24 protein-coding genes are annotated in these 23,315 nt (G+C 61.1%); 22 read left to right on the top strand and 2 right to left on the bottom strand.

Going from position 1 to position 23,315, the window contains the following annotated elements; all coding sequences use genetic code 11:
• Nucleotides 1-2 precede the first annotated feature (2 nt).
• Nucleotides 3-569: a Crp/Fnr family transcriptional regulator gene (locus MHM88_RS18210; RefSeq protein WP_239367980.1), complete on the bottom strand. Its 567-nt coding sequence runs from the start codon at nt 567-569 to the stop codon at nt 3-5.
• A 75-nt stretch (nt 570-644) separates the two neighbouring features.
• Between MHM88_RS18210 and MHM88_RS18205 the strand changes: the two genes are divergently transcribed.
• Both MHM88_RS18205 and petA read left to right on the top strand, forming a co-directional pair.
• Nucleotides 645-1,169, top strand: a complete 525-nt coding sequence (locus MHM88_RS18205) for a hypothetical protein (protein ID WP_017468346.1) — start codon at nt 645-647, stop codon at nt 1,167-1,169.
• A 103-nt stretch (nt 1,170-1,272) separates the two neighbouring features.
• Nucleotides 1,273-1,833 carry a ubiquinol-cytochrome c reductase iron-sulfur subunit gene (petA, locus tag MHM88_RS18200; protein WP_088652793.1) on the top strand — a complete coding sequence of 187 codons (561 nt, stop codon included), beginning with the start codon at nt 1,273-1,275 and terminating at the stop codon, nt 1,831-1,833.
• Between the two features lie 69 nt (nt 1,834-1,902).
• Here petA and MHM88_RS18195 read toward each other — a convergent pair whose 3' ends face one another.
• Entirely contained in the window at nt 1,903-2,970 is a 1,068-nt protein-coding gene (locus tag MHM88_RS18195) for a helix-turn-helix domain-containing protein (protein ID WP_239367978.1), read from the bottom strand.
• A gap of 226 nt (nt 2,971-3,196) precedes the next feature.
• Here MHM88_RS18195 and MHM88_RS18190 point away from each other — a divergent pair, with 226 nt between their 5' ends.
• The 20 genes from MHM88_RS18190 to MHM88_RS18095 all read left to right on the top strand — a co-directional run bounded on the left by MHM88_RS18190 (nt 3,197) and on the right by MHM88_RS18095 (nt 23,257).
• Complete coding sequence (locus MHM88_RS18190; protein ID WP_239367976.1) at nt 3,197-4,078, top strand: recombinase family protein; 882 nt, start codon at nt 3,197-3,199, stop codon at nt 4,076-4,078.
• Nucleotides 4,079-4,212: 134 nt separating this feature from the next.
• On the top strand, nt 4,213-5,406 hold the full coding sequence (gene repA, locus MHM88_RS18185; protein ID WP_009827042.1) for a plasmid partitioning protein RepA: 1,194 nt from the start codon (nt 4,213-4,215) through the stop codon (nt 5,404-5,406).
• The gene (gene repB, locus MHM88_RS18180) at nt 5,390-6,319 is read left to right on the top strand and encodes a plasmid partitioning protein RepB (RefSeq protein ID WP_163852025.1); all 930 of its coding nucleotides are present in this window, start codon (nt 5,390-5,392) and stop codon (nt 6,317-6,319) included. Before repA ends, repB begins: the two co-directional genes overlap by 17 nt.
• 213 nt (nt 6,320-6,532) lie before the next feature.
• Nucleotides 6,533-7,744, top strand: a complete 1,212-nt coding sequence (gene repC / locus MHM88_RS18175; protein ID WP_163852023.1) for a plasmid replication protein RepC — start codon at nt 6,533-6,535, stop codon at nt 7,742-7,744.
• A gap of 1,211 nt (nt 7,745-8,955) precedes the next feature.
• Nucleotides 8,956-9,426, top strand: a complete 471-nt coding sequence (locus MHM88_RS18170; protein ID WP_239367974.1) for a hypothetical protein — start codon at nt 8,956-8,958, stop codon at nt 9,424-9,426.
• Nucleotides 9,427-9,466: 40 nt separating this feature from the next.
• Nucleotides 9,467-10,405: an ArdC family protein gene (locus MHM88_RS18165; RefSeq protein ID WP_239367972.1), complete on the top strand. Its 939-nt coding sequence runs from the start codon at nt 9,467-9,469 to the stop codon at nt 10,403-10,405.
• Nucleotides 10,406-10,428: 23 nt separating this feature from the next.
• Nucleotides 10,429-10,638, top strand: coding sequence for a DUF6330 family protein (locus tag MHM88_RS18160; RefSeq protein WP_239367970.1), 210 nt, complete (start codon nt 10,429-10,431; stop codon nt 10,636-10,638).
• Nucleotides 10,639-10,725: 87 nt separating this feature from the next.
• Nucleotides 10,726-11,115, top strand: coding sequence for a DUF3768 domain-containing protein (locus tag MHM88_RS18155; protein ID WP_163852015.1), 390 nt, complete (start codon nt 10,726-10,728; stop codon nt 11,113-11,115).
• 156 nt (nt 11,116-11,271) lie between these two features.
• Nucleotides 11,272-13,254 (top strand): ParB/RepB/Spo0J family partition protein, encoded by a 1,983-nt coding sequence (locus tag MHM88_RS18150; protein ID WP_239367969.1) that lies wholly within the window; start codon nt 11,272-11,274, stop codon nt 13,252-13,254.
• Nucleotides 13,255-13,330: 76 nt separating this feature from the next.
• Entirely contained in the window at nt 13,331-13,924 is a 594-nt protein-coding gene (locus MHM88_RS18145) for a regulator (protein WP_239367967.1), read from the top strand.
• Nucleotides 13,924-14,580 (top strand): hypothetical protein, encoded by a 657-nt coding sequence (locus tag MHM88_RS18140; RefSeq protein WP_089963186.1) that lies wholly within the window; start codon nt 13,924-13,926, stop codon nt 14,578-14,580. Before MHM88_RS18145 ends, MHM88_RS18140 begins: the two co-directional genes overlap by 1 nt.
• Before the next feature lie 104 nt (nt 14,581-14,684).
• Nucleotides 14,685-14,984, top strand: a complete 300-nt coding sequence (locus MHM88_RS18135) for a type II toxin-antitoxin system RelB/DinJ family antitoxin (RefSeq protein WP_044353023.1) — start codon at nt 14,685-14,687, stop codon at nt 14,982-14,984.
• Nucleotides 14,971-15,246 carry a type II toxin-antitoxin system RelE/ParE family toxin gene (locus MHM88_RS18130; protein ID WP_163852011.1) on the top strand — a complete coding sequence of 92 codons (276 nt, stop codon included), beginning with the start codon at nt 14,971-14,973 and terminating at the stop codon, nt 15,244-15,246. The genes MHM88_RS18135 and MHM88_RS18130 overlap by 14 nt, the downstream gene beginning before the upstream one ends.
• A 106-nt stretch (nt 15,247-15,352) precedes the next feature.
• A complete protein-coding gene (locus tag MHM88_RS18125; RefSeq protein WP_239367965.1) occupies nt 15,353-19,615 on the top strand; it encodes a bifunctional class I SAM-dependent methyltransferase/DEAD/DEAH box helicase in 4,263 nt (1,420 codons plus the stop codon).
• A gap of 121 nt (nt 19,616-19,736) precedes the next feature.
• Nucleotides 19,737-20,123, top strand: coding sequence for a DUF6878 family protein (locus MHM88_RS18120; protein WP_012187349.1), 387 nt, complete (start codon nt 19,737-19,739; stop codon nt 20,121-20,123).
• A gap of 1 nt (nt 20,124) precedes the next feature.
• Entirely contained in the window at nt 20,125-20,586 is a 462-nt protein-coding gene (locus tag MHM88_RS18115) for a hypothetical protein (RefSeq protein WP_163852009.1), read from the top strand.
• Nucleotides 20,587-20,686: 100 nt separating this feature from the next.
• Nucleotides 20,687-20,989, top strand: coding sequence for a hypothetical protein (locus MHM88_RS18110; protein WP_163852007.1), 303 nt, complete (start codon nt 20,687-20,689; stop codon nt 20,987-20,989).
• A 124-nt stretch (nt 20,990-21,113) separates the two neighbouring features.
• Entirely contained in the window at nt 21,114-21,836 is a 723-nt protein-coding gene (locus tag MHM88_RS18105) for a DUF736 family protein (protein ID WP_163852005.1), read from the top strand.
• A 154-nt stretch (nt 21,837-21,990) separates the two neighbouring features.
• A complete protein-coding gene (locus tag MHM88_RS18100; RefSeq protein WP_239367963.1) occupies nt 21,991-22,527 on the top strand; it encodes a hypothetical protein in 537 nt (178 codons plus the stop codon).
• A gap of 148 nt (nt 22,528-22,675) precedes the next feature.
• The gene (locus tag MHM88_RS18095; RefSeq protein ID WP_037240359.1) at nt 22,676-23,257 is read left to right on the top strand and encodes a rhomboid family intramembrane serine protease; all 582 of its coding nucleotides are present in this window, start codon (nt 22,676-22,678) and stop codon (nt 23,255-23,257) included.
• Nucleotides 23,258-23,315: the final 58 nt, after the last annotated feature.

The following is a 23,315-nucleotide window of genomic DNA, read 5'->3' as shown; positions in this document are numbered from 1 at the left end:
GGTCATGGGTGCAGGTGATAGATCCCGCGGGACGGGTTCATGACCCGTCCGTCTTGCACAAGCTTTCGCAGCGCCCTGTAGGTCGCCTCATGGCTCAATTGTAACCGAGCGGCAAACTCGACGATGGAGCCTTCGAGCAAGCCTGCGATCAACCCTGCCATCACCCGGTCCTCTGCGCGCCGAATGCCGACGATCTCCAGCATCTGTCGCTGCGCCTGTATCTGTTGAGCCGCCTGACGGCCATAGGCGCGGGCAAATGCCGGGTCGGCAAAAGCGGCCAATACGGAAGCCTTGTCGATCCGGATCAGCGCCCCGGCCTCAACAATGACTGCGTCGCAATGATAGACCTCCGAAAACACCGAAGCTTCGGCAAAGCTTGTTCCGGCTTGGGCACGGTGGATGATGAACCGCTCGCCATCTGGACCGACCCGCTCGAGATGCACGCGCCCGGTTTGCACGACATAGAGACCGTGGGTGGGGTCGCCTTGGCGAAATACGGTATCTCCAACCGCGCCGGAGATTGGGCGCAGGGCTGAGCTCGGGATATGATCATAGGGGTTTGGCAACATATGATTGAAATCATATTACGATGCATCCGCCCCTGCTAGCGTAAACATGACACCACCCCATTGAAGGACCTGTCCATGCGTCTCATTCCCTTCGTCCTTGCCATAGTGATGGCCGCACCCGTGGCCGCGCAGCACGCCAATTCCGCGGCTGGTCACGACATGGGCGGACCGCAGGAAACCGGGCAATCGGCCTTTGCCGCCTTGGCGGAAATCGTAACGATCCTGCAGGCCGATCCCGAGACGGATTGGGAGCGGGTCGATATTGACGGATTGCGCCGCCATCTGGTCGATATGGACCTTCTGACCCAAGAGGCCGTGGTCGCCCGCACCCTGCGGCCGGAAGGGGCCCGGTTCGAGATTCGGGGCACCCCCCGTGTTCTCGAGGCCATCCGCGCCATGGTGCCCGCCCATGCGCCCTTTCTCGCGGCCGAGACCGGCTGGGACGTTGTGACAGAGGACTTAGAAGATGGCGTGGCGCTCAGTGTCGATGGCGATGCCGCGCAGATTCAGGGACTTGGTTTCTTTGGTCTGATGACCATCGGGGCGCATCACCAGGAGCACCACCTCATGATGGCAAAAGGCGCGGGCCCGCACCATTAATGCGCCGACAAGGCCTGTTTGATGATCCGTAGAGAGGTACGCTGACAAAACGTTACATCTCGCGTGTTGACCTTCCAGCGCGGGAGGCACGGACACATGCCCGATGATGGAAGCGTCAGAGAATACCGCCCGCAGGGATTTCCTGTATTACGCAACAGCCGGGGCAGGGGTCGTGGCAACAGGGGCTGCGCTCTGGCCACTGGTGAACCAGATGAACCCCTCCGCCGATGTCCGCGCCTTGGCACAGATCACTGTTGATATTTCCGATCTCGCGCCCGGAACGCAATTGACCGTCAACTGGCGCGGAAAACCTGTCTTTATCCGTCATCGAACGGAGGCAGAAATGGCTCAGGCTCGGGCACAGGCGGTCTCTGACCTGCCTGACAGCTCGGCGCGCAACCCAAATCTGCCCGACGATGCGCTGGCAAGCGATGAGAACCGGGCCATTGCGGGTCACGAGGCATATCTGGTCATGATCGGTGTCTGTACCCATCTGGGCTGTGTCCCTCTGGGGGATGGGGCGGGGGATTTCGGGGGTTGGTTCTGCCCCTGTCACGGTTCCCATTATGACGCGGCTGGGCGCATTCGCAAAGGCCCGGCACCTGAGAACCTGCATATTCCGGACTTGTCGCTCTCGGAGGAGATGGTGCTGACTTTGGGGTGATGCAATAAAGGATAATCTGTAATCAGAGCGCTCGAAACTGGAACAGATTTCGACTGGCCGCTGGTCGGCCTAAATCGCAACACTCCACATCCGAAACCGTCCCTGCCCCGTCACTTCACGGATTAGACCCTTCGCTTCCATCCAGGCGAGATTGCGTTGAGCGGTGGCGCGGCTAGCACCGATCCACATTTCGGCCATAGGGGCGGAAACGAGGGGCCATTCGGTCAGCAGGGCGTTCAGGACCGGCGGTGTCTTGCCTGAGAGCGTTGACATCTCTGCTTTGGCCTTCGCTGACCATGATTGGATATCGTCGAGGCGCCGCATCGCCATGAGGATAGCTGTCTGCATCCCCTCGAGCCATTGTTTAAGGCGCTCTGCCGATGGCCCACTCGCGCGCAGGCCCCCTGCCCCGCCCATTGCCAACGGTGCGAAAATTGCCCCGTTTCCCTCGCTAGCCGCGATGCGCGCGGCCGTGACCGCTGCTTCCACCCGATCGCCCTGCTGCCCAAGGCCCGCAAGACTCCAGAGATGAAACCCCATGCAGGCGCGGGTGATCGGATGAAGATCGGCGGCCTGTTTCATCAAATCCAGCCAACCGCTCGCGCGATCGTCGAAGCGCTCGGCATTTTCATCGATGTTTTCAGGATCGCGGCGGTCGAGGAAGGCTGCGATATCGACTATCGGGTCAGGACCGCCTGTCAGTCGCCGAACGGCCCATCCAATTCGCGCCAAGGCATTTGGGTCATCTTGTGCGCCTGACAGGCGCATAGAAATCCATAGCGCCAGACGATCCGGGCCTACGCGATCTCCTGCAAACCAGCTCAGGTCTGCCGCCTCGATCAGTGCCAACCTATGCAGCCAGCCTTTGGGCGCGCGAGCCAATCGGTCATCGAGCGCACCCAAGCGCCCGGCCACCCTTGCCAGAAGCGCAGCCTGATCCGCTTCGGCCCTTGCCCAGTCATCAATGAGGCCCTTTTCCGGCTGTCCCGCCCGAGGTCCGGGAGGCCGGTAATCCGGTTCCTCTTCGATCGGGCCCGGCAGGTACCAGAGAACTTCTTCCGAAGCATCCTCATCCCCCTCTCCGATGTCGAGGGGTTCGTCGAAATCTTCAGGAATAATAGTCGATTGTGGCATCATATGTGCAAAATACAGATTATTTGCACATTACCCAAGCTGTTTTGTGACCGTCGACAATGCTCTTTACACATTACGTGCGCGCGACTGCCGACGGAACCTTTCAGATCGCGATCAATGCAAGGAAACCAGGGGATTGTGCATCGGCACAATGAGAAAACACTTGCTTGCATTCGTTTGTAAACGGTCGTTTAGTAGCGATACCTAAAATTGCAAACGGCCCGATTTCATGCCCCTGATAGGCTATGCCCGCGTTTCCACAGAGGATCAGACCCCCCTGCCCCAGTCTGAGGCCATGCAAGCTGCGGGTTGCGTCGAGATATTCGAAGAACACGCCTCAGGTGGCAATCGTGCGCGGCCGGTGCTCGCGCGGGTGCTCGAACGTGTCCAGAGCGGCGACACGTTGGTCGTCGTGCGAATCGATCGGCTCGCGCGGTCGCTGTCGCACCTTCTTGAGGTGATTGAGCGTCTGGAGGCCAAGGGGGCTTTCTTCCGCTCGCTGCAGGACCCGATCGACACGGCATCGCCACAAGGCAAGTTCACGCTGCAGGTTCTAGGCGCTGCGGCCGAGTTCGAGCGCGCTCTGATCCGCGAACGCACAAAGGCCGGGCTTGCCTCTGCGCGCGCCAAAGGGCGCGTTGGTGGCAATCCTGGGCTACGCGCCAAGGATCCCGCTGCGCTGCGCAAGGTGCGGCTGGCGCGACAGGACGGCTACATGGAGCGCCTCAACGAGACCGCGCAGGATTGGGTGCCCCATGTGCGCCGCTTGCGCCCCGATATGGCCTGGGAAGACCTGCTGCGGATCATCAATGGCCCCCTGCCCCCAGATCGCCATTGGACACAAAGCCGACTGCTCCGCGCTGTGAAGGCATATGTGCGCGACGGGTTCCTTCCTGCCGAGGTGCTTGGCCGCGCCGGACGCCGCGAAACCGATGACCGCCTGCCGGCCATCGTGGCGGCCATCAAAGGGTCGGACCCGGATATCACGCTACAAGCGATCTGCGACCGGTTGGAAGCCATGCGTGAGCGCACCCCTCGAGGCAGCACTGGCTGGCAGCCGTCTTCGGTCAAAATGCTGCTTGAGCGTGCGGAAAAGTTGGGGCTCCTCTGAACACGACACTTGTGTTGGCCTAACGGATTGCCACTAAATCTAGAAAGTGCTTGCACGAATCTGGCTGCTCGGGCAATAGTCTCGAAAAATAACGCGCGGTCACATAAAAAACGCGCCCACGGATCGGGGCAAACATGAGCGAAGCAGAACAGGATCTAGATATCGCCATCGGGCACTACGCGGAACTTCTCGCGTCGAACCTGCATGCTCAGCGCGCTGCACACTTCCCACCAGATGCAAAGAAGGTGATGCGCACTCTGACCAGCGGCGAAGCTGCTGAGCTCCTTGGCGTCGACCATACCTATCTTCGGAAGCTTCATCGAGAAGGAAAGATCGTTGACGTCGAGACGACGGCTGGAAGTCATCGCCGCTATACGCTCGACGATATCTGGGAAATCCGGCAGACGCTTGAAGGAAACGCAAAAAAGTCTGGAACTTACGTGCCTGGACGTCGCGACGGTGACGAGCTTCAAGTCATTTCAGTGGTGAACTTCAAGGGCGGGTCCGGCAAAACGACGACGTCTGCTCACCTCGCTCAGCGCTTGGCGCTCAAGGGGTACAGGGTTCTTGCGATCGATCTCGACCCCCAAGCATCTCTTTCGGCTCTTCACGGAATCCAGCCAGAACTCGACCTCATGGAGGGCGGGACCCTCTATGATGCCGTTCGCTATGACGATCCGGTTCCGATCGCCGAAGTGATCCGCAAGACCTACATCCGCGGCCTTGATCTTATCCCGGGCAACCTTGAACTCATGGAGTTCGAGCACGAGACGCCTGCTGCGATCCAGCGAGGCGGAGCGAAGGCGTTCTTCGCGAGAGTTCATGACGCACTCGATAGTGTTGAAGCGAACTACGACGTTGTTGTGATCGACTGTCCGCCGCAACTTGGTTTCTTGACGATGTCAGCACTTTCCGCGTCCTCTGGTGTGCTCGTGACGGTTCACCCGCAGATGCTTGACCTTATGTCGATGTCCCAATTCCTGCGAATGACTGCGGATCTCCTTGGAGTAATCAGGGATGCAGGCGCAAATCTGCGCTTCGATTGGCTTCGCTTCTTGCCAACGCGATACAAAGTCGGTGACGCACCACAGACCGAAGTCATCGCCTTCATTCGCGGGCTCTTTGGGAGGTCGGTCCTGACCAATCACATGGTTGAGTCGACCGCAATTTCTGATGCCGGCTTGACCAAGCAAACGCTATACGAAGCTGACAAGAAGGACTTCACGCGTCAGACGTTTGATCGTGCGATCGAGTCTATGAACGCAGTGAACGATGAGATCGCTGAAATCATCCAGAACACATGGGGGCGGAATGGCAAGAAAGCCTAAACTTGGCCTGCCGCTGCAGACCCTTCGCAACGCTCCTGACGCTCTTGAAGGGCGCCGACTGCGTGGCGGTGTTTTTGAGATCGATCCGGCGCAGATTGTTACCGAAGGACGGTTGGATGACAGGCTTCAGATTGAAGTTGAGGGCCTGAAGAACTCTATTTCCAAGAACGGTCAGCGTGTGCCTGTCTTGGTCCGCCCACTGGAAGGCGATCGCTACAACCTGATCTATGGCCGCAGACGCTTGGAAGCATGTCGCGAACTCGGTATCAAAGTTCGAGCCATCGTCACAGAGGTTGAAGGTGATCAAGCGCTTCGAGATCAGCTTCTCGAGAACCAAGAGCGTCGTGATCTGAGCTTTATTGAACGTGCGCTTGTAGCGACGGCGCTTCTAGACGGCGACCATTTGGAAGGGGCTGAGCGCACCAATCGTGGTGTCGCCGAAGTCCTTAACCTCCACGAAGCTGGGGTTTCACAGCTCTTGAGTGTCGTTCGGACGGTCGGCGAGGATCTCATCCAGGCAATTGGTGCAGCTCCTGGGATTGGTCGCCCGAGATGGGAAGAGCTCAAAAAGGCTTTGGGTGCCTACGACGGTGATCGGGACCAACTGCTAGCCATAGCTCATGCAGCCAAGTCCGGAAGTTCCGGCTCGGTCGATGAGGCTTCTGAGCGTGCGTTTCTCGCAGTTCTGGCAGCTGCGAAGAGCGCAGAGAAGAAAGCAAGCCCGTCTAGAAAGGGTGTGCCTGCTTTGGCGATCCCCGGTGTTGGAGCTGCGACGGTCAAGACCAGCCGCCAAGGCAAGCAGCTCAAACTTGATCTAACTACGGATGAACCTGATTTTATCAGCTGGTTGGAGGGCAACGCCCCAAAGCTGATTACCGAGCTTCATGAGCGCTGGAAGCGTTCAGGAGACTGAGGAAGAGCAACCAACAAGAAGGAGGCACGATACAGGCAAAAAGAAAAAGGCCCCGAGAAGCTAGCTTCACGAGACCTTTGTAAGGTTTCGCACCGGGATCAGCCCGCTACAAAATCTCAGTTTTCGCACTTCTGAATGTAGCGTTCTGGCCCCTACCCCGCAAGCGCAAAGCGATTCGCGGGCCCTAGAATTTTTGTCTTCGTGGACATTTTCATGGAGTACACACCAATCTCGCCGTTTATGCGGCCTATTTCGCACGCCCATTTGCGCGTCATTGAGCGACCCGAGGCATCTGTTCCAGCCAGACCCGTTAACAAGTGGGAACTCCTGCGCGAGCTCTCCAAGGCGCAAGCGGCCTTTGGGGTCTCGGAACGTGATCTGACGGTTTTGCAAGGGCTCCTCAGCTTCTTTCCGGACGATGCGCTTGGCGGGAACGCCGAGATGGTCGTCTTCCCCTCGAACAAGGCGATCTGTGAGCGCCTGAATGGTATGCCCTGCTCCACGATGCGTCGTCACCTCGCGCGTCTTGTCGAGGCTGGCTTGCTCCAGCGGCGCGATAGCCCCAATGGGAAGCGCTACGTCCGTAAGCACGGCGAAGACCGCGTTGCCTTTGGCTTCGATCTTTCCCCGCTCTACTGTCAGTCCGAGGAGATAGCACGGGCCGCAGAGGCCGTACGTGAGGCTGAGGAGCGCGTCAGGCGCCTGAGAGAGGTCGTAAGCCTCATGCGCCGCGATCTCGCGGCCCTCGCCGAGTTCGGAGACGAGATGCAGCCAGGCCTAGGCTTCTGGGATCAGCTTCGCGACAGGGCTGCCCTCACAGCCCGCGCGCTTCGCCGCAAGCTTTCAGTTGAGGACCTCGCGGCCTATCGAGCCGACCTTGAAGCTCTCCTTGACCAGGCACGCAACATCATTGATGGCCCTGAAACAGAAGAAATGAACACCAATGATGCCCAATCTGAGCGTCTCCATCATAATTCAAATAAAGAATCTATAGATCTTGAACCTGCTTTAGAAAAAAGCGGGGCGGCCGCGGGTGTGCCAGATGTGGATACGAATGAGCCGGTGGCTGACGTTGATGAACAGGACACAAGACACCTGCCAAAGATCCCGCTGCACCTAGTGATCGCGGCATGTCCCTCGCTCAAGACCTTCTACCAAGGTGAGATCCGGCATTGGCATCAGCTCTTCGATGCGGCGTGCCATGTGCGGCCAGCCATGGGCATCAGTGCGTCTGCATGGGAAGAAGCACAGCGGTTCATGGGTCCGGAGCAAGCGTCGATCGTCGTTGCTGCCATGCTGGAACGCTTCGCCGACATAAGATCGCCTGGTGGATACTTGCGAGCTCTGACTGCCAAAGCTGCGGCAGGCGAGTTTTCCTGTGGCCCAATGGTCATGGCATTGATTGGCCGGCGGACCGCGGCTTAACAGCTGTTAAACTCCGATCTCGTGCGGCTGGCATGGCATAACTTAACAGCTGTTAAGTAGGCTCTCGGCACACAAACGGCGTTCGAGAGAGAAAAGTTAGGGGGTTGAGGTGTGGCGGTATTTGAGATCGTGAAAGTGGCTTTCGCCTTCGTCGCGGCGAAGATCTGATGACGAGGGCATCCCGATCATCATGGTAAAACCTCAGCTGGTGACCATCGCTGCTAGTAGCGCAAAGGCGGCTAGTGAAGAACATACAGAGCGTTGCGCTGTAGCCAACCTAGCAGTTGCGCGCCTCCGCGGCCCCTGCCCTTTTCGAAGTCTGAGATCTGATGATGAATACCCTGAACAATTGGTTCTACGCTATCCGGCGCCTGCTGACGGCGATTTGGGTCCTGGCCTCGGATATTCCCTTGGCCTTCATCGGTGCTAATGCCTGAGAGGTAGGTTGTGGATGTCTGTTGCATGATATCGTGGCTACGGGCCGCAGCGCACAAGGAGCAGACGATCGATGGTTGCCAAAACCGTTTGACCAAGGGCTCGATCCTCGAATTCCCGCACGCGGGGAGCCGGTAACTTCTCAGTCACTTCGATAATGGCGACATGGCCAGCGAGGCAATCGGTTCCTCAAGCGCAGCAGCTGGTTGCCAGCGGTCCCGCGTTCCACTGATTTGGTCGTAGTGGACGGCGAGGACATCGCAGAACAGCGGGTGCAACTTAATCTCTTGATTTCATGACACCCGAACTCTTCAAAAGAGTGCTTTGATGTTGGCTGCGGAATGATCTGATCCATCCGGTGGATGAAAGCGATTTAATAACAATGGGTTATTGTATTTTAGTGTTCGCGATGGGAAATTATGCCCATAACAGCCATCATCGACATGGTTTCCCTTTCCAGGGTGCCGATCCGCTACATCGGCGGGAAGCCAAAGCATCAGCACGCTTTATGAAGAAGTTGGCAGTTGCGGGCCGATTGAGCGGTTTGGGCTATCTCGTGAAGAAGGAGCCGCCACAGGTCTAGCCGATGGGCCCTGTGGAAGTTCTGATCCCGTCGTACCAGTACAGTTCGGTGGCGGTTGGGTGTTTCATGGGTTTGGTCCACGAAAAGTGAAAGTGTTCTTCGGGTTTTGTGACTGACGAATGAGGGCCTTTGGGGTCCCTCAGATGGGTCCGGGCCGGGTTCCGGTCTGCCGTTCCGGATGAAGGGCATTCCCATGCAAACAGGTGTCTTGCGCGTGCTCCGCGCAACCGCCGCCTCCTGGTGGCGACATAGAGAGCTGCGCCGAACTGGCCAGCTGAAAATGGCACGGCAGCTCGAACGCGAGACTGTCCTGCGTGATCTCGGCTATTTGAAGCAGGCGGCGTTATTGCCAAACGCGCATGTGATCTGCGGGGAGGGTGGGACATTCCTCCATCTCGGTTGGACCACCGTTTCGACCCTCGCGCCGATCGAGCGCTTCCCCTTGGCCGCCCTCGCGGTCGCACGAGGGACCCCGTTCATCGATATCCGACCCGTCACTGATGTCATCGCATTCGCGAACCTGCCGCGGGTGGCGCGGGACGGATCGGTCGACCCTGAACCTTGGGGTCCCGGCAGGTCCGTGTCGCTGACCGACTACATCGACATGGTCGAAGGGCTCGGTGCGCGGATCGCCAACGATCCACGCCCCCGTCAGTCAGTCTGATCACCATTCCCTCACACCAAAACTCGAAAGGAGGCCAGCCATGGCCCGATCCCGCACGCCCAAATTCGATGCCTCCGAGGCCATCACAAACGAAATCATCCGCATCATCGAGCGCGGCGTCCTGCCCTGGCGCAAGCCCTGGACCGCAGGCGGCAGCTCTCGACCCTTGCGCGTGGGCGGCGAACCCTACCAGGGAGTGAACAACTTTCTGCTGACGATGCGGACCGTGATGGCGGGCCACAGCTCTCCCTTCTGGATGACGTTGCCGCAGGCCAATGCCTTGGACGCAAAGGTCCGCAAGGGCGAGAAATCCTCTGTCGTCGTCTATTACGGGCAAAGCCGGAAAGACGCGGGCGGCGAGGACGACCGCAGCGATGGCGATGATCGCTCCGAGGAAGCCCGCATCTTCCGCTTCCAGAAATCCTACCGCGTGTTCAATGCCTGCCAGATCGAGGGCTTGCCGGACAGCTTCTATCCGGACCCTGAGCCCTTACCCCAGCATCCGCCGTCCGAGCCCATCCCGCACATGCAGGCGTTTTTCGATGCCATCGACATCACGACCGTCTTCACGGGGACGGAGGCGTACTATTTGCCCCCCGTGGACAAGGTCTACATGCCGTCCATCACGCGGTTTCAGGACCCGCGCAATTTCTACGGGGTCTGGGCTCATGAGCTGGCCCATGCCACGAAAGCCCCCCATCGACTGAACCGTGATTTCGGGTTCTCGAAGTTTGGCAACACGTCCTATGCGCGCGAGGAGATCGTCGCGGAATTGACCTCGGTGTTCCTGGGTCAGACGCTCGGCTTCACGGCGCATACGCTCGAGATGAATGCCGCCTACCTCCACAACTGGTTGCGCGTTCTTCGGTCGGACAAGGGCGCGATCTTCAAGCACGCCGCAGATGCGCATCGTGCCTGTGACTATCTGATCGCCAGATCGGAGGCGTGCAGGGCAGCGCAGAGCGCCGAGGCCGCCTGACCACACGGAGAACGGAGACGCCCATGTCACGCAAGGAACCCAAGACCCTGCGGGTGGCCTGCTTCAAAGACGGCCGCCGCAAGATCATCACCTTCAAACGCGGTGCCTACTGGTGGAGCCAGTCCGAGGGCGCTTATCCGTTCTCGGCAGCGCTCGAGAGCATCAAAGAACAAGGCGGCTGGATCGAAACTATCCCCAACCCGAATTACAGACCCAAGGGGCTGTTCGGGTAGGGCACCTTCTGCTTCGGTACTTCCGCCAAGCAGAAAAGAAAAAGCTGGCTTTGGGAAGGGTGTTTCAACTTCTCAAAGGAGATCCCCATGTCCATGAATGTTCAACCCCAGCCAGACCGTCCGGATCCGAGTGTGATCGCGGCGCAGAACGACGCGTTTCGCAAGCTCGCGTGCCTTGGAGTGCCGCCCGCCCAGCCCATCCAGGGCCGGATGCATGTCACCCGCTCGCTTATGGAGGCCAGCGACGGCTTCATGGCCGAGGCGGTGAAGGCCACCGGTGAATTTGCAACATTCGAGCCTGAGAATGATCCCGAGGGATGGCACGATTTCGGGGCGGTCGAGATCCGGGGCGAGACCGTGTTCTGGAAAATCGATCTCTATGAGGCGGATTCGGATTTCCGCTACGGGGCTGAGGCCCCGGACAATCCCGCCACAACCGTCCGCGTGCTGACCATCATGCTGGCGCGCGACTGGTAGGGCAGGGGACTCCTCCCCCTGACATATGAGACGATGAAGGCCCGCTGCCCCTCAAAAAGGCAAAGCGGGCCTTTTGTCGTGGTGATCCCTGAAGCCGGGGATTGGTCACGCGCTTGAAGGCGCGGGCCACACCTCACCCTCCTGGAAGGATATCCCATGACCACAAGCTTTGCTCCCCTTACCGTCGCTATCGGCGATCTCGTCCCGCATCCCGCCAATGTGCGCAGCAACGCGCCGGAAACCTATGACCCTGAAAACATCGCCCATCTGAAGGCCAGTATCGCTGTGCTGGGCCTGCTCCAGCCGCTCATGGTCCAGAAGCTCGACGGCAAATACGCCGTGCTGGCTGGTGGCCGACGCCATGCCGCGCTGAAGGAGCTGGTCGCAGACAAGGCCACCAAGGGGTTCACAGCGAAAACCAAGGTCGACTGCCGCCTTGTGCCGGAGGACTGTGACTTGACCACGGCGCTGTCGCTCGCCGAGAACATCACCCAGGCCCCCATGAACGCGATCGACGAGTTCGAAGCCTTCGCGCGGATGATGGAGGTCGACGGCCAGACGCCCGAGACCATCGCAAAGACCTTCGGCACGACCGTCACCGCCGTCAAAGGCCGGTTGCGCTATGGCCTGATCCATCCCGACATCCGCGCCGCGGCCCGCGCCAAGGTGATCACGCTCGACACGATGAAAGCCTTCGCCGAGCACCCGAGCCAGGAGGCGCAGCGCGAGGTGTTCGAGGCGCTCACGAAAGACGGCGGTTATCTGCAGGCCTACACGGTGCGACAGGCCCTCAAATCCCGCGGCGTGCAGGTCAGCGATGATATCGGGGCTTTCGTGCGCGCGGACTACGAGGCCCGCGGCGGGGCCGTCGCAGCCGATCTGCTGGAAGAGCATTCCGTGCTGGAGGATGCGGCGCTGGTCGAGACCATCTTGCTCGAAAAGCTCGGTGCCGCTGCCGAAGAGGCCCGTATGAGGCTAGGGTTTGCCTGGGCCGATGCGATGGTGCGCTATGACTACGCGACCATGGCCGACTATGGCCGCGTCTATCCCGGCCCGATCGAGCCGGATGAGGCTGCCCAGAAGCGCATCGATGAGATCACCACCGAGCTTGAGAAATTGCAGCTCGAGATGGAGGATGAGGGGCTCGAGGACGGTGCCTACAATGCCGTTTACGACCGGGTCGACGCTCTGGAAGAGGAAGCGCGCGATCTGCAGGAGGCCTACAGCGCCGAGGACCTCGCACGGTCTGGGGTGATCGCCTCGTGGCAGGGTGGGCAGATCACGCTCCATGTTGGTCTCGTCCGCCCGGAAGACACCATCAAAGAGGAGGGCGCGCACGGCTCCTCGGCTAGCCCGACCGGGGAGGAGGCCCCGGACGCCGGCGACATCACTTATCCAGCCTCACTGGCTGAGGACCTCAAGACCGAGCGAGCCATGGCGCTTGGGGCCGCGATGGCGCTGCATCCGGAAGCCACGCTCGATCTGACGCTCTTCAAGCTGGTGAGCGACGTTCTGGCCAGCGGCATGAGTGTCACGCAGGCGATCAAGATCGAGGCCCGCAAGGAATACCGCAACCACGCCAAGATGGACGAGATCGACGAGACCTCGCTCGAGCAGGTGGCGGCGGCGCATGATGGGCTTGATCTCTCGTGGCTCGATGACACCCGCGCGCCCGCCGATCAGTTCGCGGCGTTTCGCGCGCTGGAGGCCGGCGAGAAGGCGAAGCTCGTGGCCTATGCCACGGCCAGCACCACGCAGTCCTGCTTCGCGCGGGACCGCCAGCGCGACAGCCTGATGCATGCGTTCGAGATCGAGATCATGCCCGACATCCGCGCCCACTGGACGCCGAATGCGGCGCTCTTCAACCGCTTCAAGAAGGCCTGGCTCCTGAAGATCCTCGGTGAGGATCTGGGTCTCGCCCAGGAGGCGGTGACGCTCGCCTCATCGAGCAAGAAGGAGATCGTCGCCTTCTGCGACAAGCTCTTCGCTGAACCCTTCGCCACACTGACGGACGCGCAGCGCGCTGCCGTGGCCGCTTGGTGCCCGCCGATGATGCAGACCAACGGTGTCGCCTTTGATGAGGCGGAGCCCGCTGCGGAAACCCCGGAGCCTGACGGCGACATCGCGCAAGCGGCCTGAGTCCTCACGCGACCCGCGCGTGGACCACGCCGCCCGCGCGGGTCGACCCTCCCACACCCAACGGAAAGACATCCCCATGGCTATTCTCAAGTTCTCTTCCTCCGCTGTTGCCGCGCAAATCGCCCATGCGCGCGCCTGCAAAACCTTCCTGCCCAACTGGAACGGGCCCGTGGACAGGCCGGCCCTGATCCTCATCGTCGGCAATGGCGTGCATCTGCGCTCGAACGGCATCGACGGCACAACCACCCGCATCGTCACGACCGAACAGGCCGATCCGTCCTTCGCCTTCGCCCAAGGCATGAACCCGTTTCGGGATGCCGACTGGATGGCGCAGCGCCGCATGGCGTTTCGCGATCTGACCGGCCAGTTCTACACGGACATCCTTGACGATGTGCAGGCGCTCATCGATCGGGGGCAGGGGGCGATCCGGCTCGCCACCGATGGCCACAGCATCCGCGTCTTCGTGCGCCGGGCCTCGGACTATCTGATCGGCGGGACCTACGAGGTGCCTTCAGGTCTTGGCGGTACCTTCCGGGTCATCCTCAAGGATGCCTGCGACACATTCGCGATCGTTCAGAACTGCGGCAATTGCGAGGATTTCGACGCCATGCAGCCCTACCGCGTGCCGCTCGATGCGCTGATGGAAATCGATGACCGGAGGGCGGCGTAATGGGTTGGCTCTTCTACACCGACGGCCGCGTCAAATCCTACGCGGATGAGAAAGCAGAGATCACCCGGCTTTGCACCTTTGAGGGCGACACGCGCAAAACCGAACTGGTGAAAGCCTGCAAGGTCGGCTCAACCTGGTATGCGGCGGCTAGGGTTACCAATCGTGATGGCACCCCTGTCGAGGACGCGACCTATGTCACCGATCCTGACGGCTCGATCACTTTCGCCGCCGTCTTCCTCACCGCCTACGATGATGGGTGTTGGGGCTACAAGGATATGGAGGAAAGCGCTGGCCCGAACGCGTCGCGCGCGCCCCTTGCGCTGATCGAACTTCTCTCCGACCTGAAAGACCCGGACAGCTACGCCCGGGACTGGCGCCAGCGCTGCCGGGAATGGGCTTCGATCCCGAACTACGAGGAAGGCGACAAGATCAGGCTCGCCACCCCTGTGACGCTCACCGATGGCAGTACATGCCAGATCGTCACCGCGACCCACTACAAGCGGGGGCGACAAAAACGCCGCTGCTACCGGATCGAGGAAACCGGCGGGCTCGTACGCCTCTCGAAGGCCACGCTTGCGGGTTCTGAGCTGCTCAGCTCCGCGAAAGGTGCTGCCAGCCCGGTGCTGGCGGAGTATCTCGCGGGGCAGGGTGGCTGAGTTTCCCGCGGAGACAACACCACGGGACCACGTGCACACATACTGCCGCCTTGAAATCGTATCTCAAATGAGATACATCGCTCCCATCAACTGGAGGACCATCCATGCCTGCCCAAACATCCATGCTTCATGTCCGTGTTGACGATCAGCTGAAAGCACAGGCTTCGGACGCACTTGCGGGCGTCGGTCTGACGCTCTCCGACGCGGTGCGTATTCTTCTGACCCGCGTGGCCGCAGAAGGCGGCTTGCCTGCCGGATTGACCGCTGATCCGGATGCCTATGACGCCTGGTTCCGGGCGAAGGTACAGGAAGCGCTAGACGATCCAAGGCCCACAACGCCCCATGCCAAGGCGATGCAAGACGCTCAGGCATTGATTGACGGGAAGCGCCTTGCCAAATCTTGAATGGAAAGCGACGGCCATCGCCGACTTGCTGGCAATCATTGGCTACATCTCTGACGACAACCCGGATGCCGCCCAAGTTCTCAAAGACGAGATTGAACACAAGACGTCCCTCCTTCCAGAACGCCCTCAGATGTACCGCGCGGGCCGTGTGGACGGGACTAGGGAGATGGTTATTCGGCCGAACTACATCGTGGTTTATGCTGAAAGCCTTGAGATGGTGACCATTTTACGCGTTCTTCATGCTGCGCAGCAGTGGCCATGATGGGGGTGCAGGCCCCCCGCTAAGAAATTGCCCACTCTACGCCTTCAAAGTGTAGAGCGGGCTTTCTCTCCTTTGGAACTCAGACCCTGATCCAAAGGAATTCCCCATGTCCAAGCCCTGCTCAACGCTCCCCGATCCTATTGAATCCAAAGCTAACTTCGTCTCTGCCCTCGAGCAGATCGGCACGGAGATCGACCACCAACCCCTGCGCAGCTCAGCGCTCGCACGCATCATGCGAGAGACCTTTCTTGGCAGTGATGCCGGGGGCGCCTGGGACTGGCGGAAGGCCTATGACCTGATGCAGGCGGCGGCTGTGCAGGCGCTGCTACGTGGCGATAACAGTGAGGATGATTACTTCGCCGCAAAACTGCTTGCCTCACGGCTGCTGACGGAAACCCGCCGCTCCGAGCAGCAGATCCGGTTGCAGCAGTTTTCCACGCCACTGCCATTTGCCGCCTTGGCCGTGCGGGCGGCAGCCATTCGCAAGGGCGAGACCGTGCTGGAGCCCTCGGCTGGCACCGGTGCTTTGGCCGGTTTTGCTGCCCGGGCCGGTGCCACGCTTTCTCTCAATGAAATCGACCCCTTTCGCCATAGCCTATTGCGCGCGGTCTTCGGCGGCGAGGCGACGGGCCATGACGGCGAGCATATCGACGATCTGCTGCAGACGCCGGTTCTACCCGACATCGTGGTGATGAACCCGCCGTTCGCCTCCTCGGTCGATCGCTCCCGCGACAAGCACATCGCCGCCAAACATCTCATTGCGGCTGCAAAGCGTCTCGCGCATGGCGGGCGGCTGGTGGCGATCATGCCGCCGGGATTCACGCCCGAACGCGATGCCGCGCATTGGTCCCGCGCTTGCGGTCTCCTGACGCCGCGCTTGGCCCTCACGATGCCGGGACAGGTTTACCGCAAGCTCGGCACCTCTGTGGAAACCCAGCTGATGGTCTTCGACAAGGTGCAGGAGGACGGAGAGATGATCCGCGCCAGCGTCAGGGACTTGGATGAAGCCCTTCCTTTTGCCGACGCCGTGGCCGCAACCCGGCCCGAGGCGCGCCCCGTACAACAGGCGGCGAAAAACCCTCATGCGCGATCGGTCGGTCCAGTACCTGTCACGCGCAAGCGACCAGTTGCTAGAGTTGTGGCGTCCAACGCTCAGACCAACGCCGCCATACCGCTCACTTTCACAAGCCTTGAGGCCGCGCGCGACAACACGCCCGTCTCGGATATCTATGCGCGCTATCGCCCTCAGCGGATCGAGATCGCGGGTGCGCAGGAACATCCCACGCCCTTGGTCGAAAGCATCGCCATGGCTTCCGTGGCGCCGCCCGTGCCTTCTGGCGCGGCCAGTGCGGAATTGCGCCTGCCTGCCAGGCTGATCGAGGATGGGCATCTCTCCGAGGCTCAGCTCGAGACCATCATCATGGCCAATGATGCCCATGGGCGTGACCTGCCGGGGCGGTTCACCATCGACGACGACCAGACCAAACTCACCCGTGCCGATGATGACCCGGACGCCAATGCTTATCGCCTTGGCTACTTCCTCGGTGACGGCACGGGCTGCGGCAAGGGGCGCGAATGCGCCGGGCTCATCCTGGTGAACTGGCTCGCTGGGCGCAGGAAGGCGATCTGGGTCTCCAAATCCGCCACGCTCATCGAGGACGCGATCCGCGACTGGACCGATCTCGGCGGCTCGCCCGCCGACATTCAGCCGCTCTCCAAATGGAAACCGGACCAACCGATCCAGATGGGTGATGGCATCCTGTTCGTGACCTACGCCACGCTGCGCTCGGCGGGCAAATGCGGCACCACACGACTGTGCCAGATCCTCGACTGGATGGGCGAAGACTTTGAAGGCGTACTGGCCTTTGATGAGGCCCATGCCATGCAGAACGCGGCCGGGTCCGAGCAGGGCAGGGGGGTCAAACCCTCCCAGCAGGGCCTTGCTGGCCTCCGGCTGCAACTGGCAGCACCCCGCGCTCGCGTCTTCTACATCTCGGCCACGGGTGCGACGAGCGTCCACAACCTCGCCTATGCCGCGCGGCTGGGGCTCTGGGGGCAGGGCCCCGAATACCCCTTCCCAAGCCGCGAGAGCTTCGTTTCTGCGATGGAAGCCGGCGGTGTCGCCGCCATGGAGGTGGTCGCGCGCGATCTCAAGACGCTCGGGCTCTACACGGCCCGTGCCCTCAGCTTCGACGGCGTGGAGTATGACGTGCTCGAACACGCGCTCACTTCGGCCCAGATCGAGATCTACGACGCCTATGCGGGTGCGTTTCGGACGATCCACCACAATCTCGAAGCGGCGCTGACGGCGACCGGCGTCAACGACGCCTCGGGGGAAACTAATGCGTCGGCCGCACGCGCCTCGGCCAAGTCCCGCTTCGAGAGCACGAAGCAGCGCTTCTTCAACCATCTCCTGATGGGCATGAAAGCCCCGAGCATCATCCGCGCCATCAAGGACGATCTGGCAGCGGGCAAGGCTTGCGTCATTCAGGTGGTCTCTACAGGCGAAAGCCTGCTGAAACGTCGGCTTGAGACGATGGACCCGGAGGACGAGCTGGTCGAGGGCGCGCTAACGCCGCGCGACTACGTCCTGGGATACCTCGAACAGGCCTTCCCGATTCATGCGCAAAAGCTCGTGGAGATTGACGGCAACATGGTGGCGGAACCCTTGCGGGATGAGACCGGCGCGCTCGTTGTCTCGCGCGAGGCGCTCGCCCTGCGCGATGCGGCCATGCTGGAGTTGATGACGCTCGCCCCGATCCCCTCGGCGCTCGATCAGATCCTCTGGGCTTTTGGCTACGAGGCCGTGGCAGAAGTCACGGGGCGGTCCATCCGACCCATCAAAGCCGAGGACGGCCATCTCTTCATCGAGAAGCGCGCCGCCAGCAGCAATTCATCCGAGACCCAAGCCTTCATGGACGGCGATAAGGATATCCTGATCTTCTCCGATGCGGGCGGGACGGGCCGGTCCTATCATGCGGCGCAAACGGCGAAGAACCAGAAACGGCGGCGGCACTACCTGTTGGAGCCCGGCTGGCGCGCGGATGCGGCCATCCAGGGGCTCGGGCGCACGCATCGCTCGGCTCAGGTCAGCGCGCCCTTCTTCCGGGTCTGCACCTCGGATGTGCATGGCGAAAAACGTTTCACCTCGACGATCGCCAAGCGCCTCGACCAGCTGGGGGCCCTGACCAAGGGCCAGCGCGAGACCGGCTCGCAAGGCATGTTCCGCCAGGAGGACAATCTCGAAAGCCCGATCGCGCGAGCGGCATTGCGTGGGTATTTCGCCGATCTTGCCGCCGGGCGCGCTGAGGCGATGAGCTACGAGAGCTTCACCGACTGGACGGCCCTGCGGCTGATCGACAAGGACGGGGTGCTCCTTGAGGAGCTTCCCCCGATCCAGCGGTTTCTCAACCGGGTTCTGGCCCTGCCCATCCACATGCAGAACGCGCTCTTTGCCGAGTTCATGAGGCGGATTGCCGATCAGTCTGAGCGGGCGCGCGCGGCGGGCACGCTCGATCTCGGCGTGGAAACTCTGCGTGGCGAAAAGATCGAACAGGTATCCACAGAGGATCTCTGGACCTGCCCGAAATCCGGCGCCGTGACGCGGATCATTGGACTTGAAGTCACCGACCCGGTCCATGTGCTTTCGGCGGATGACGCCCTGTCGCGCAATTTCGATAAGCTGCCGATGGTCAACCGCGCGTCGGGTCGCGCGGCGCTCATCTCGGCGCGGCCAATGCAGATGTATGACGAGGACACTGTCACGCTGATGCGCAAGGCGGTGCGGCCAAACGGGTCGAGCTATCTCGAAGAGGCACGGTTTGAGTCCTCGGCTTGGGAAGAGATCGGCAAGCCTGAGTTCGCATGGCTTTGGGATGCCGAGGCAGCGTCCCTGCCAAAAACCACCACAACCAAGCTCTACCTGCTGACCGGGCTCTTGTTGCCGATCTGGAAGGATATTCCGAACACCAATGAGCGCATCTACCGGGTCACGCCCGATGGGGCGACCGCCATGATCGGGCGCACGCTGAGCGAGGAAGGGGCGGCCGCGCTGCGCGCCCGCTTCCTCGTGTCCAACCCGCAAACACCGCAGGAGATGTTGACCGCCGCCCTCGGCACCACTGCGCCGGTCGATCTGGGCCGGGGTCTCACCCTGACCCGTCGCCGTGTCGCAGGCGAGATGCGCCTTGAGTTGTGCGGCGTTGACAGGGGCATGATTGATGGCCTCAAGGCCCTCGGCTGCTTCACCGAGATCATAGCCTTCCAGCTACGGGTGTTCCTGCCGCATGGGGACGGGATCGACACGGGAAGCATTCTGGCCCGGATCGTGGGGCAGGAAGCCGCCATGACGTCAGAACAAGCCGCCTGAAAAGTCAAAGCGGGCTTCCGGTCGGGCGGCGTGGATCGGGATTTGGCCGATCTGCGCTTTCCGGGCGCGCGCTGACCAATGCCAGGCCCGGCCCCCCAAATTCAGATAAGAGGACAGACCCATGACCAATCCCCAGATCGACTATGCCGCAATGGCGGCTCAGTGGCGTGCAGAGCGCGAAACCACCCTGAAGGCATCCCGAGCGGAGCTGCTTGCGCAACTACGCGCGCTTGGCATCAGCGAGGTCACCGCCGAATACGAAGGCTATGGCGATTCCGGCAATGTCGAGGATGTGACGGTGCAGCCTGCAGAGGTCCAACTGCCGGAGCCGCTTGCCACCGAGGTGGGCGACTTCGCCTGGTCGCTCGCCTATCACCATCACCCGGGGTTCGAAAACAACGAGGGCGGCTACGGCACGCTGACCTGGGACATAGCAGCCGACAGCATCACGCTCGATCATGCGGACCGCTACGTTGAATGCTCGCACAGCTATGACGAGGGACTGTGAGATGGCGCATCCGCTTCATCATGCTGAAAGCTCGGCCCAGAAATTCGGCGGGGTGCCGTCTGACTATCAGTCTGTGCACGATTGGTTCGATGCCTCGAAAGAGCACCTCGCGCTCTTCACGCACCGCGCCATGCGTCACCATGCGCAAGGCCTGTTTGAGGCCCAACGGGTTTTTGGCCCGACACTGACCAATAGTGCGGGCCGCGACATCCCCGTGCGCTGGATCGGCGAGCAGCATATCCGTGAAGACTGCCAAGGCCGCATCCCGAGCATGGCGGACTGGCTGCGACGGATCCAGCCTGAGCCATGGATGGCCAATGGCCACATCGACCGGCATTCCGGCGATGAGCCCTGCGGCGACCCAAGGGTTGCCTGGGCCTCCGAGGTCGCCGCCGGAAGAACGGTTCTTGGCCTGAAGGATTGGATGGCGGCGCGCGCGACGCAAGCCACGCAAGGTACCTGACAGCTCTCGGCCGTTGGCCAAACAAATGCTGCATGGAAGCCCGGTTGGACGACCGGGCTTCTTGCGTCGTTTCCCCACCATTCTTCTTGAGGAGGTTCGCATGACACTCGATGAAATCAAAGCCGCGGTTGATGCCGGGCAGACCGTGCATTGGGCCAATACCGGCTACGTTGTCCACAAGGACAGGCTCGGTCAGTACCTCATCACCTATGTGCCGAACGGAAGCTGCATCGGTCTGACCGACCGGAGCGGGCACCGGTTGAACGGAAAAGAAACGGAGTTCTTCGTCGCGCAATCGAAGGACGCCGCAGAAAATCCGGGCAGCCAATCAAGACCAGACGGGCAGGGGAGGGGCGTAGCACCCGGAGGCGCGGGGGCCTTCCCACTCGGACGGCAGCTCTGACCCGTGGGCGGGGCTGAAAGGAAAGCGAGCTTTCTGATTTGTGATCCCAAGAGGGGTCGAGAAAGCAATCCCGGATGCGTTGGCAAGAACGTCAGGCACCGGCCAATCCAAAAGGAACCATCCCATGTTCGCAGGAACCCTCACCCGCAATGTCGAGACCGCAGCCGCCGAATACACCGGCATGATCCACTCGACGCGCTTTGACATCGCCATCCAGCTTGAGACCCGCCCGAAGATGTCCGAGCGCAGCCCGGATTTTGACGTGACGGCAGTCAACAAATCAGGCCGCAAGGTGCGCATCGGCACGGCCTGGAACGAGACCGGCAATACCAGCGGCAACCCCTACATCTCGATGCAGATCGATGTCGGCTTAGGCCCGTTCCGGGTCAACGCGGTGCAGACGAAAGAGGCGCGCGCGGCCCAGAGCGGCGAATTCGAGATCATCCCGCTGGTCTCGAACGGCCTGATGAAATCCGGCTCGATCTCGGGCGAGCTCACCGCCATGGACGCCGACAACGCCTTCACCGGCTACATCGCCAACATGATGTTCGATCTGGAATTCATGCTGATCGAGAACAGCTACAAATCCGAGGAAACCCACCCCGATTACCGTATCGAGATCAGCTCGCCCCGGGGCACACCGATCCGCGTCGGCTCGGCGTGGATGGCGAAAAGCAGCCGCACGGGCAACGACTACCTGTCGCTGCTGATCAACACGCCTGATGGCGACCTGCGCGTCAACGCCGTGCAAAACGAGGAGCAGCGCGGTGGCCAGACCTTCTCGATCATCCCGTTCATCGACAGCGGTGAGCAGCCTCAGGACGCGGGGTTGTCATTGGTCGCATGACCAGCGCGCGAGAGAAGACGATCTGAACCGAAAGGGGAGCCGTGATACCACGGTTCCCCTTTTTCCATGTCTGGCTGCACGAAGCACGCATCTGCTTGCGATCTGCTGAATATGATATACGATAATATATTATTGAATGGTCGAGGGTGGGCACATGGTGGCGAGACTGGGAAAAGCTCCGTGGTTCGAGAGCTTTGATGTAGACGCCGAGGTTGAAGAGCTTCTTGCTCATATCCAGCGTTGCACCGGATTTGCGCTGCCTGAACGACAGCGTGATGTCATCATGACCCATGCAAGGGCAAAGCTCGACAGGACAAGGCATGCATATCTGGAGGCCAAGGCGGCGGGAAAGCCGGCGTCCACATCGCGCCGCGCCTATCTGACCGACCTTCAGGACACGATCTTTATGGCGATCCCGGAAGAGAACCTCGCGCGGATGCCCCTGAGCGATCAGGTTCTCAACGATCCATCATTTTACGCGGACGCCATGCACTATGCCGCCGCGATCAGCGAGGATGAGCTCTTCATGGCGCTGTCCTCTTCGCTGAAGGACATGACCGTTCAAGACGCCCAGGCCTTTGTCTCAAAGCTCTGGCACGGCGCGATTGACGACAATGCCCGCAAATATGCCGAAGCGTTGAAGCGCCCCGAGCGTGAAATCATGCCGCTGCGGCCTGGGAACACCGTGTAAGATCGGAGCCATTCTCTTGGCTTGAGCCCTACCGAGTTTGGCCGCCGCGAACCCCCTTTCCCGGAGGTGGCACCCTGTGCAGCGCGCGAAAGCCGTTGAAGGCGCTGTGGGGACGACTACTGTCGCCAACATGATGAACCGGGATCATATGCGCGTCTTCTTCCGGCGCACCGCGGCGCTTGCCGCCTTTGTCGCGCTGCTCTGGGCGGTTCAGGTTGTCAATTGGATCACCGGCTACGGCCTGAACCCGGCCTTCGGCCTGATCCCCAGGCACGGCAGCGGGTTAGATGGTGTCATCGCTATGCCCCTCCTGCATGGGAGCTTCTCGCACCTGATGGCCAATACGCCGCCGCTCCTGGTGATGGGTGGGCTGCTGGTGGCAACAACCACGCGAGGCTTGCTGTCGGTGAATGCCGTGGTGATCGGCCTCGGCGGCGCTCTTGTCTGGCTGTTCGGAAGCTCCGCCATCCATATCGGAGCGTCAGGGCTGGTCTTCGGCTGGTTCGGCTTCCTCATCGCGCGCGGTCTTGTGGATCGCTCCCCGATCACGCTGGGCGCGGCACTGGTGGTCGGTGTCCTCTATGGCTCTATTCTCTGGGGCGTTCTTCCGGGCCAACCCGGCGTGTCGTGGGAGGCGCATCTCTTCGGCGCTATCGCGGGCGCGGGCGCTGCGTTCCTAATCCGGACGCATGTCCATGCGCCGCGCCTCGGCAGCGTCGATCTGGACTGAAGCCGTACACTCGGCCGATTCCGGCCGTTCGATGAGCGCAAAGTTCGCCGCAGCGCGG

The sequence above is a fragment of the Epibacterium sp. MM17-32 genome, assembly GCF_022348205.1.
Classification (GTDB): domain Bacteria; phylum Pseudomonadota; class Alphaproteobacteria; order Rhodobacterales; family Rhodobacteraceae; genus Epibacterium.
This window is presented reverse-complemented; position numbering and strand designations above follow the sequence as displayed.

Excerpts from the sequence above, each read along its gene's own strand:
- MHM88_RS18210 (WP_239367980.1), bottom strand. The coding sequence starts at position 569 with ATGTTGCCAAACCCCTATGATCATATCCCGAGCTCAGCCCTGCGCCCA.
- MHM88_RS18205 (WP_017468346.1), top strand. The coding sequence starts at position 645 with ATGCGTCTCATTCCCTTCGTCCTTGCCATAGTGATGGCCGCACCCGTG.
- petA (WP_088652793.1), top strand. The coding sequence starts at position 1,273 with ATGATGGAAGCGTCAGAGAATACCGCCCGCAGGGATTTCCTGTATTAC.
- MHM88_RS18195 (WP_239367978.1), bottom strand. The coding sequence starts at position 2,970 with ATGATGCCACAATCGACTATTATTCCTGAAGATTTCGACGAACCCCTC.
- MHM88_RS18190 (WP_239367976.1), top strand. The coding sequence starts at position 3,197 with ATGCCCCTGATAGGCTATGCCCGCGTTTCCACAGAGGATCAGACCCCC.
- repA (WP_009827042.1), top strand. The coding sequence starts at position 4,213 with ATGAGCGAAGCAGAACAGGATCTAGATATCGCCATCGGGCACTACGCG.
- repB (WP_163852025.1), top strand. The coding sequence starts at position 5,390 with ATGGCAAGAAAGCCTAAACTTGGCCTGCCGCTGCAGACCCTTCGCAAC.
- repC (WP_163852023.1), top strand. The coding sequence starts at position 6,533 with ATGGAGTACACACCAATCTCGCCGTTTATGCGGCCTATTTCGCACGCC.
- MHM88_RS18170 (WP_239367974.1), top strand. The coding sequence starts at position 8,956 with ATGCAAACAGGTGTCTTGCGCGTGCTCCGCGCAACCGCCGCCTCCTGG.
- MHM88_RS18165 (WP_239367972.1), top strand. The coding sequence starts at position 9,467 with ATGGCCCGATCCCGCACGCCCAAATTCGATGCCTCCGAGGCCATCACA.
- MHM88_RS18160 (WP_239367970.1), top strand. The coding sequence starts at position 10,429 with ATGTCACGCAAGGAACCCAAGACCCTGCGGGTGGCCTGCTTCAAAGAC.
- MHM88_RS18155 (WP_163852015.1), top strand. The coding sequence starts at position 10,726 with ATGTCCATGAATGTTCAACCCCAGCCAGACCGTCCGGATCCGAGTGTG.
- MHM88_RS18150 (WP_239367969.1), top strand. The coding sequence starts at position 11,272 with ATGACCACAAGCTTTGCTCCCCTTACCGTCGCTATCGGCGATCTCGTC.
- MHM88_RS18145 (WP_239367967.1), top strand. The coding sequence starts at position 13,331 with ATGGCTATTCTCAAGTTCTCTTCCTCCGCTGTTGCCGCGCAAATCGCC.
- MHM88_RS18140 (WP_089963186.1), top strand. The coding sequence starts at position 13,924 with ATGGGTTGGCTCTTCTACACCGACGGCCGCGTCAAATCCTACGCGGAT.
- MHM88_RS18135 (WP_044353023.1), top strand. The coding sequence starts at position 14,685 with ATGCCTGCCCAAACATCCATGCTTCATGTCCGTGTTGACGATCAGCTG.
- MHM88_RS18125 (WP_239367965.1), top strand. The coding sequence starts at position 15,353 with ATGTCCAAGCCCTGCTCAACGCTCCCCGATCCTATTGAATCCAAAGCT.
- MHM88_RS18120 (WP_012187349.1), top strand. The coding sequence starts at position 19,737 with ATGACCAATCCCCAGATCGACTATGCCGCAATGGCGGCTCAGTGGCGT.
- MHM88_RS18115 (WP_163852009.1), top strand. The coding sequence starts at position 20,125 with ATGGCGCATCCGCTTCATCATGCTGAAAGCTCGGCCCAGAAATTCGGC.
- MHM88_RS18110 (WP_163852007.1), top strand. The coding sequence starts at position 20,687 with ATGACACTCGATGAAATCAAAGCCGCGGTTGATGCCGGGCAGACCGTG.
- MHM88_RS18105 (WP_163852005.1), top strand. The coding sequence starts at position 21,114 with ATGTTCGCAGGAACCCTCACCCGCAATGTCGAGACCGCAGCCGCCGAA.
- MHM88_RS18100 (WP_239367963.1), top strand. The coding sequence starts at position 21,991 with ATGGTGGCGAGACTGGGAAAAGCTCCGTGGTTCGAGAGCTTTGATGTA.
- MHM88_RS18095 (WP_037240359.1), top strand. The coding sequence starts at position 22,676 with ATGCGCGTCTTCTTCCGGCGCACCGCGGCGCTTGCCGCCTTTGTCGCG.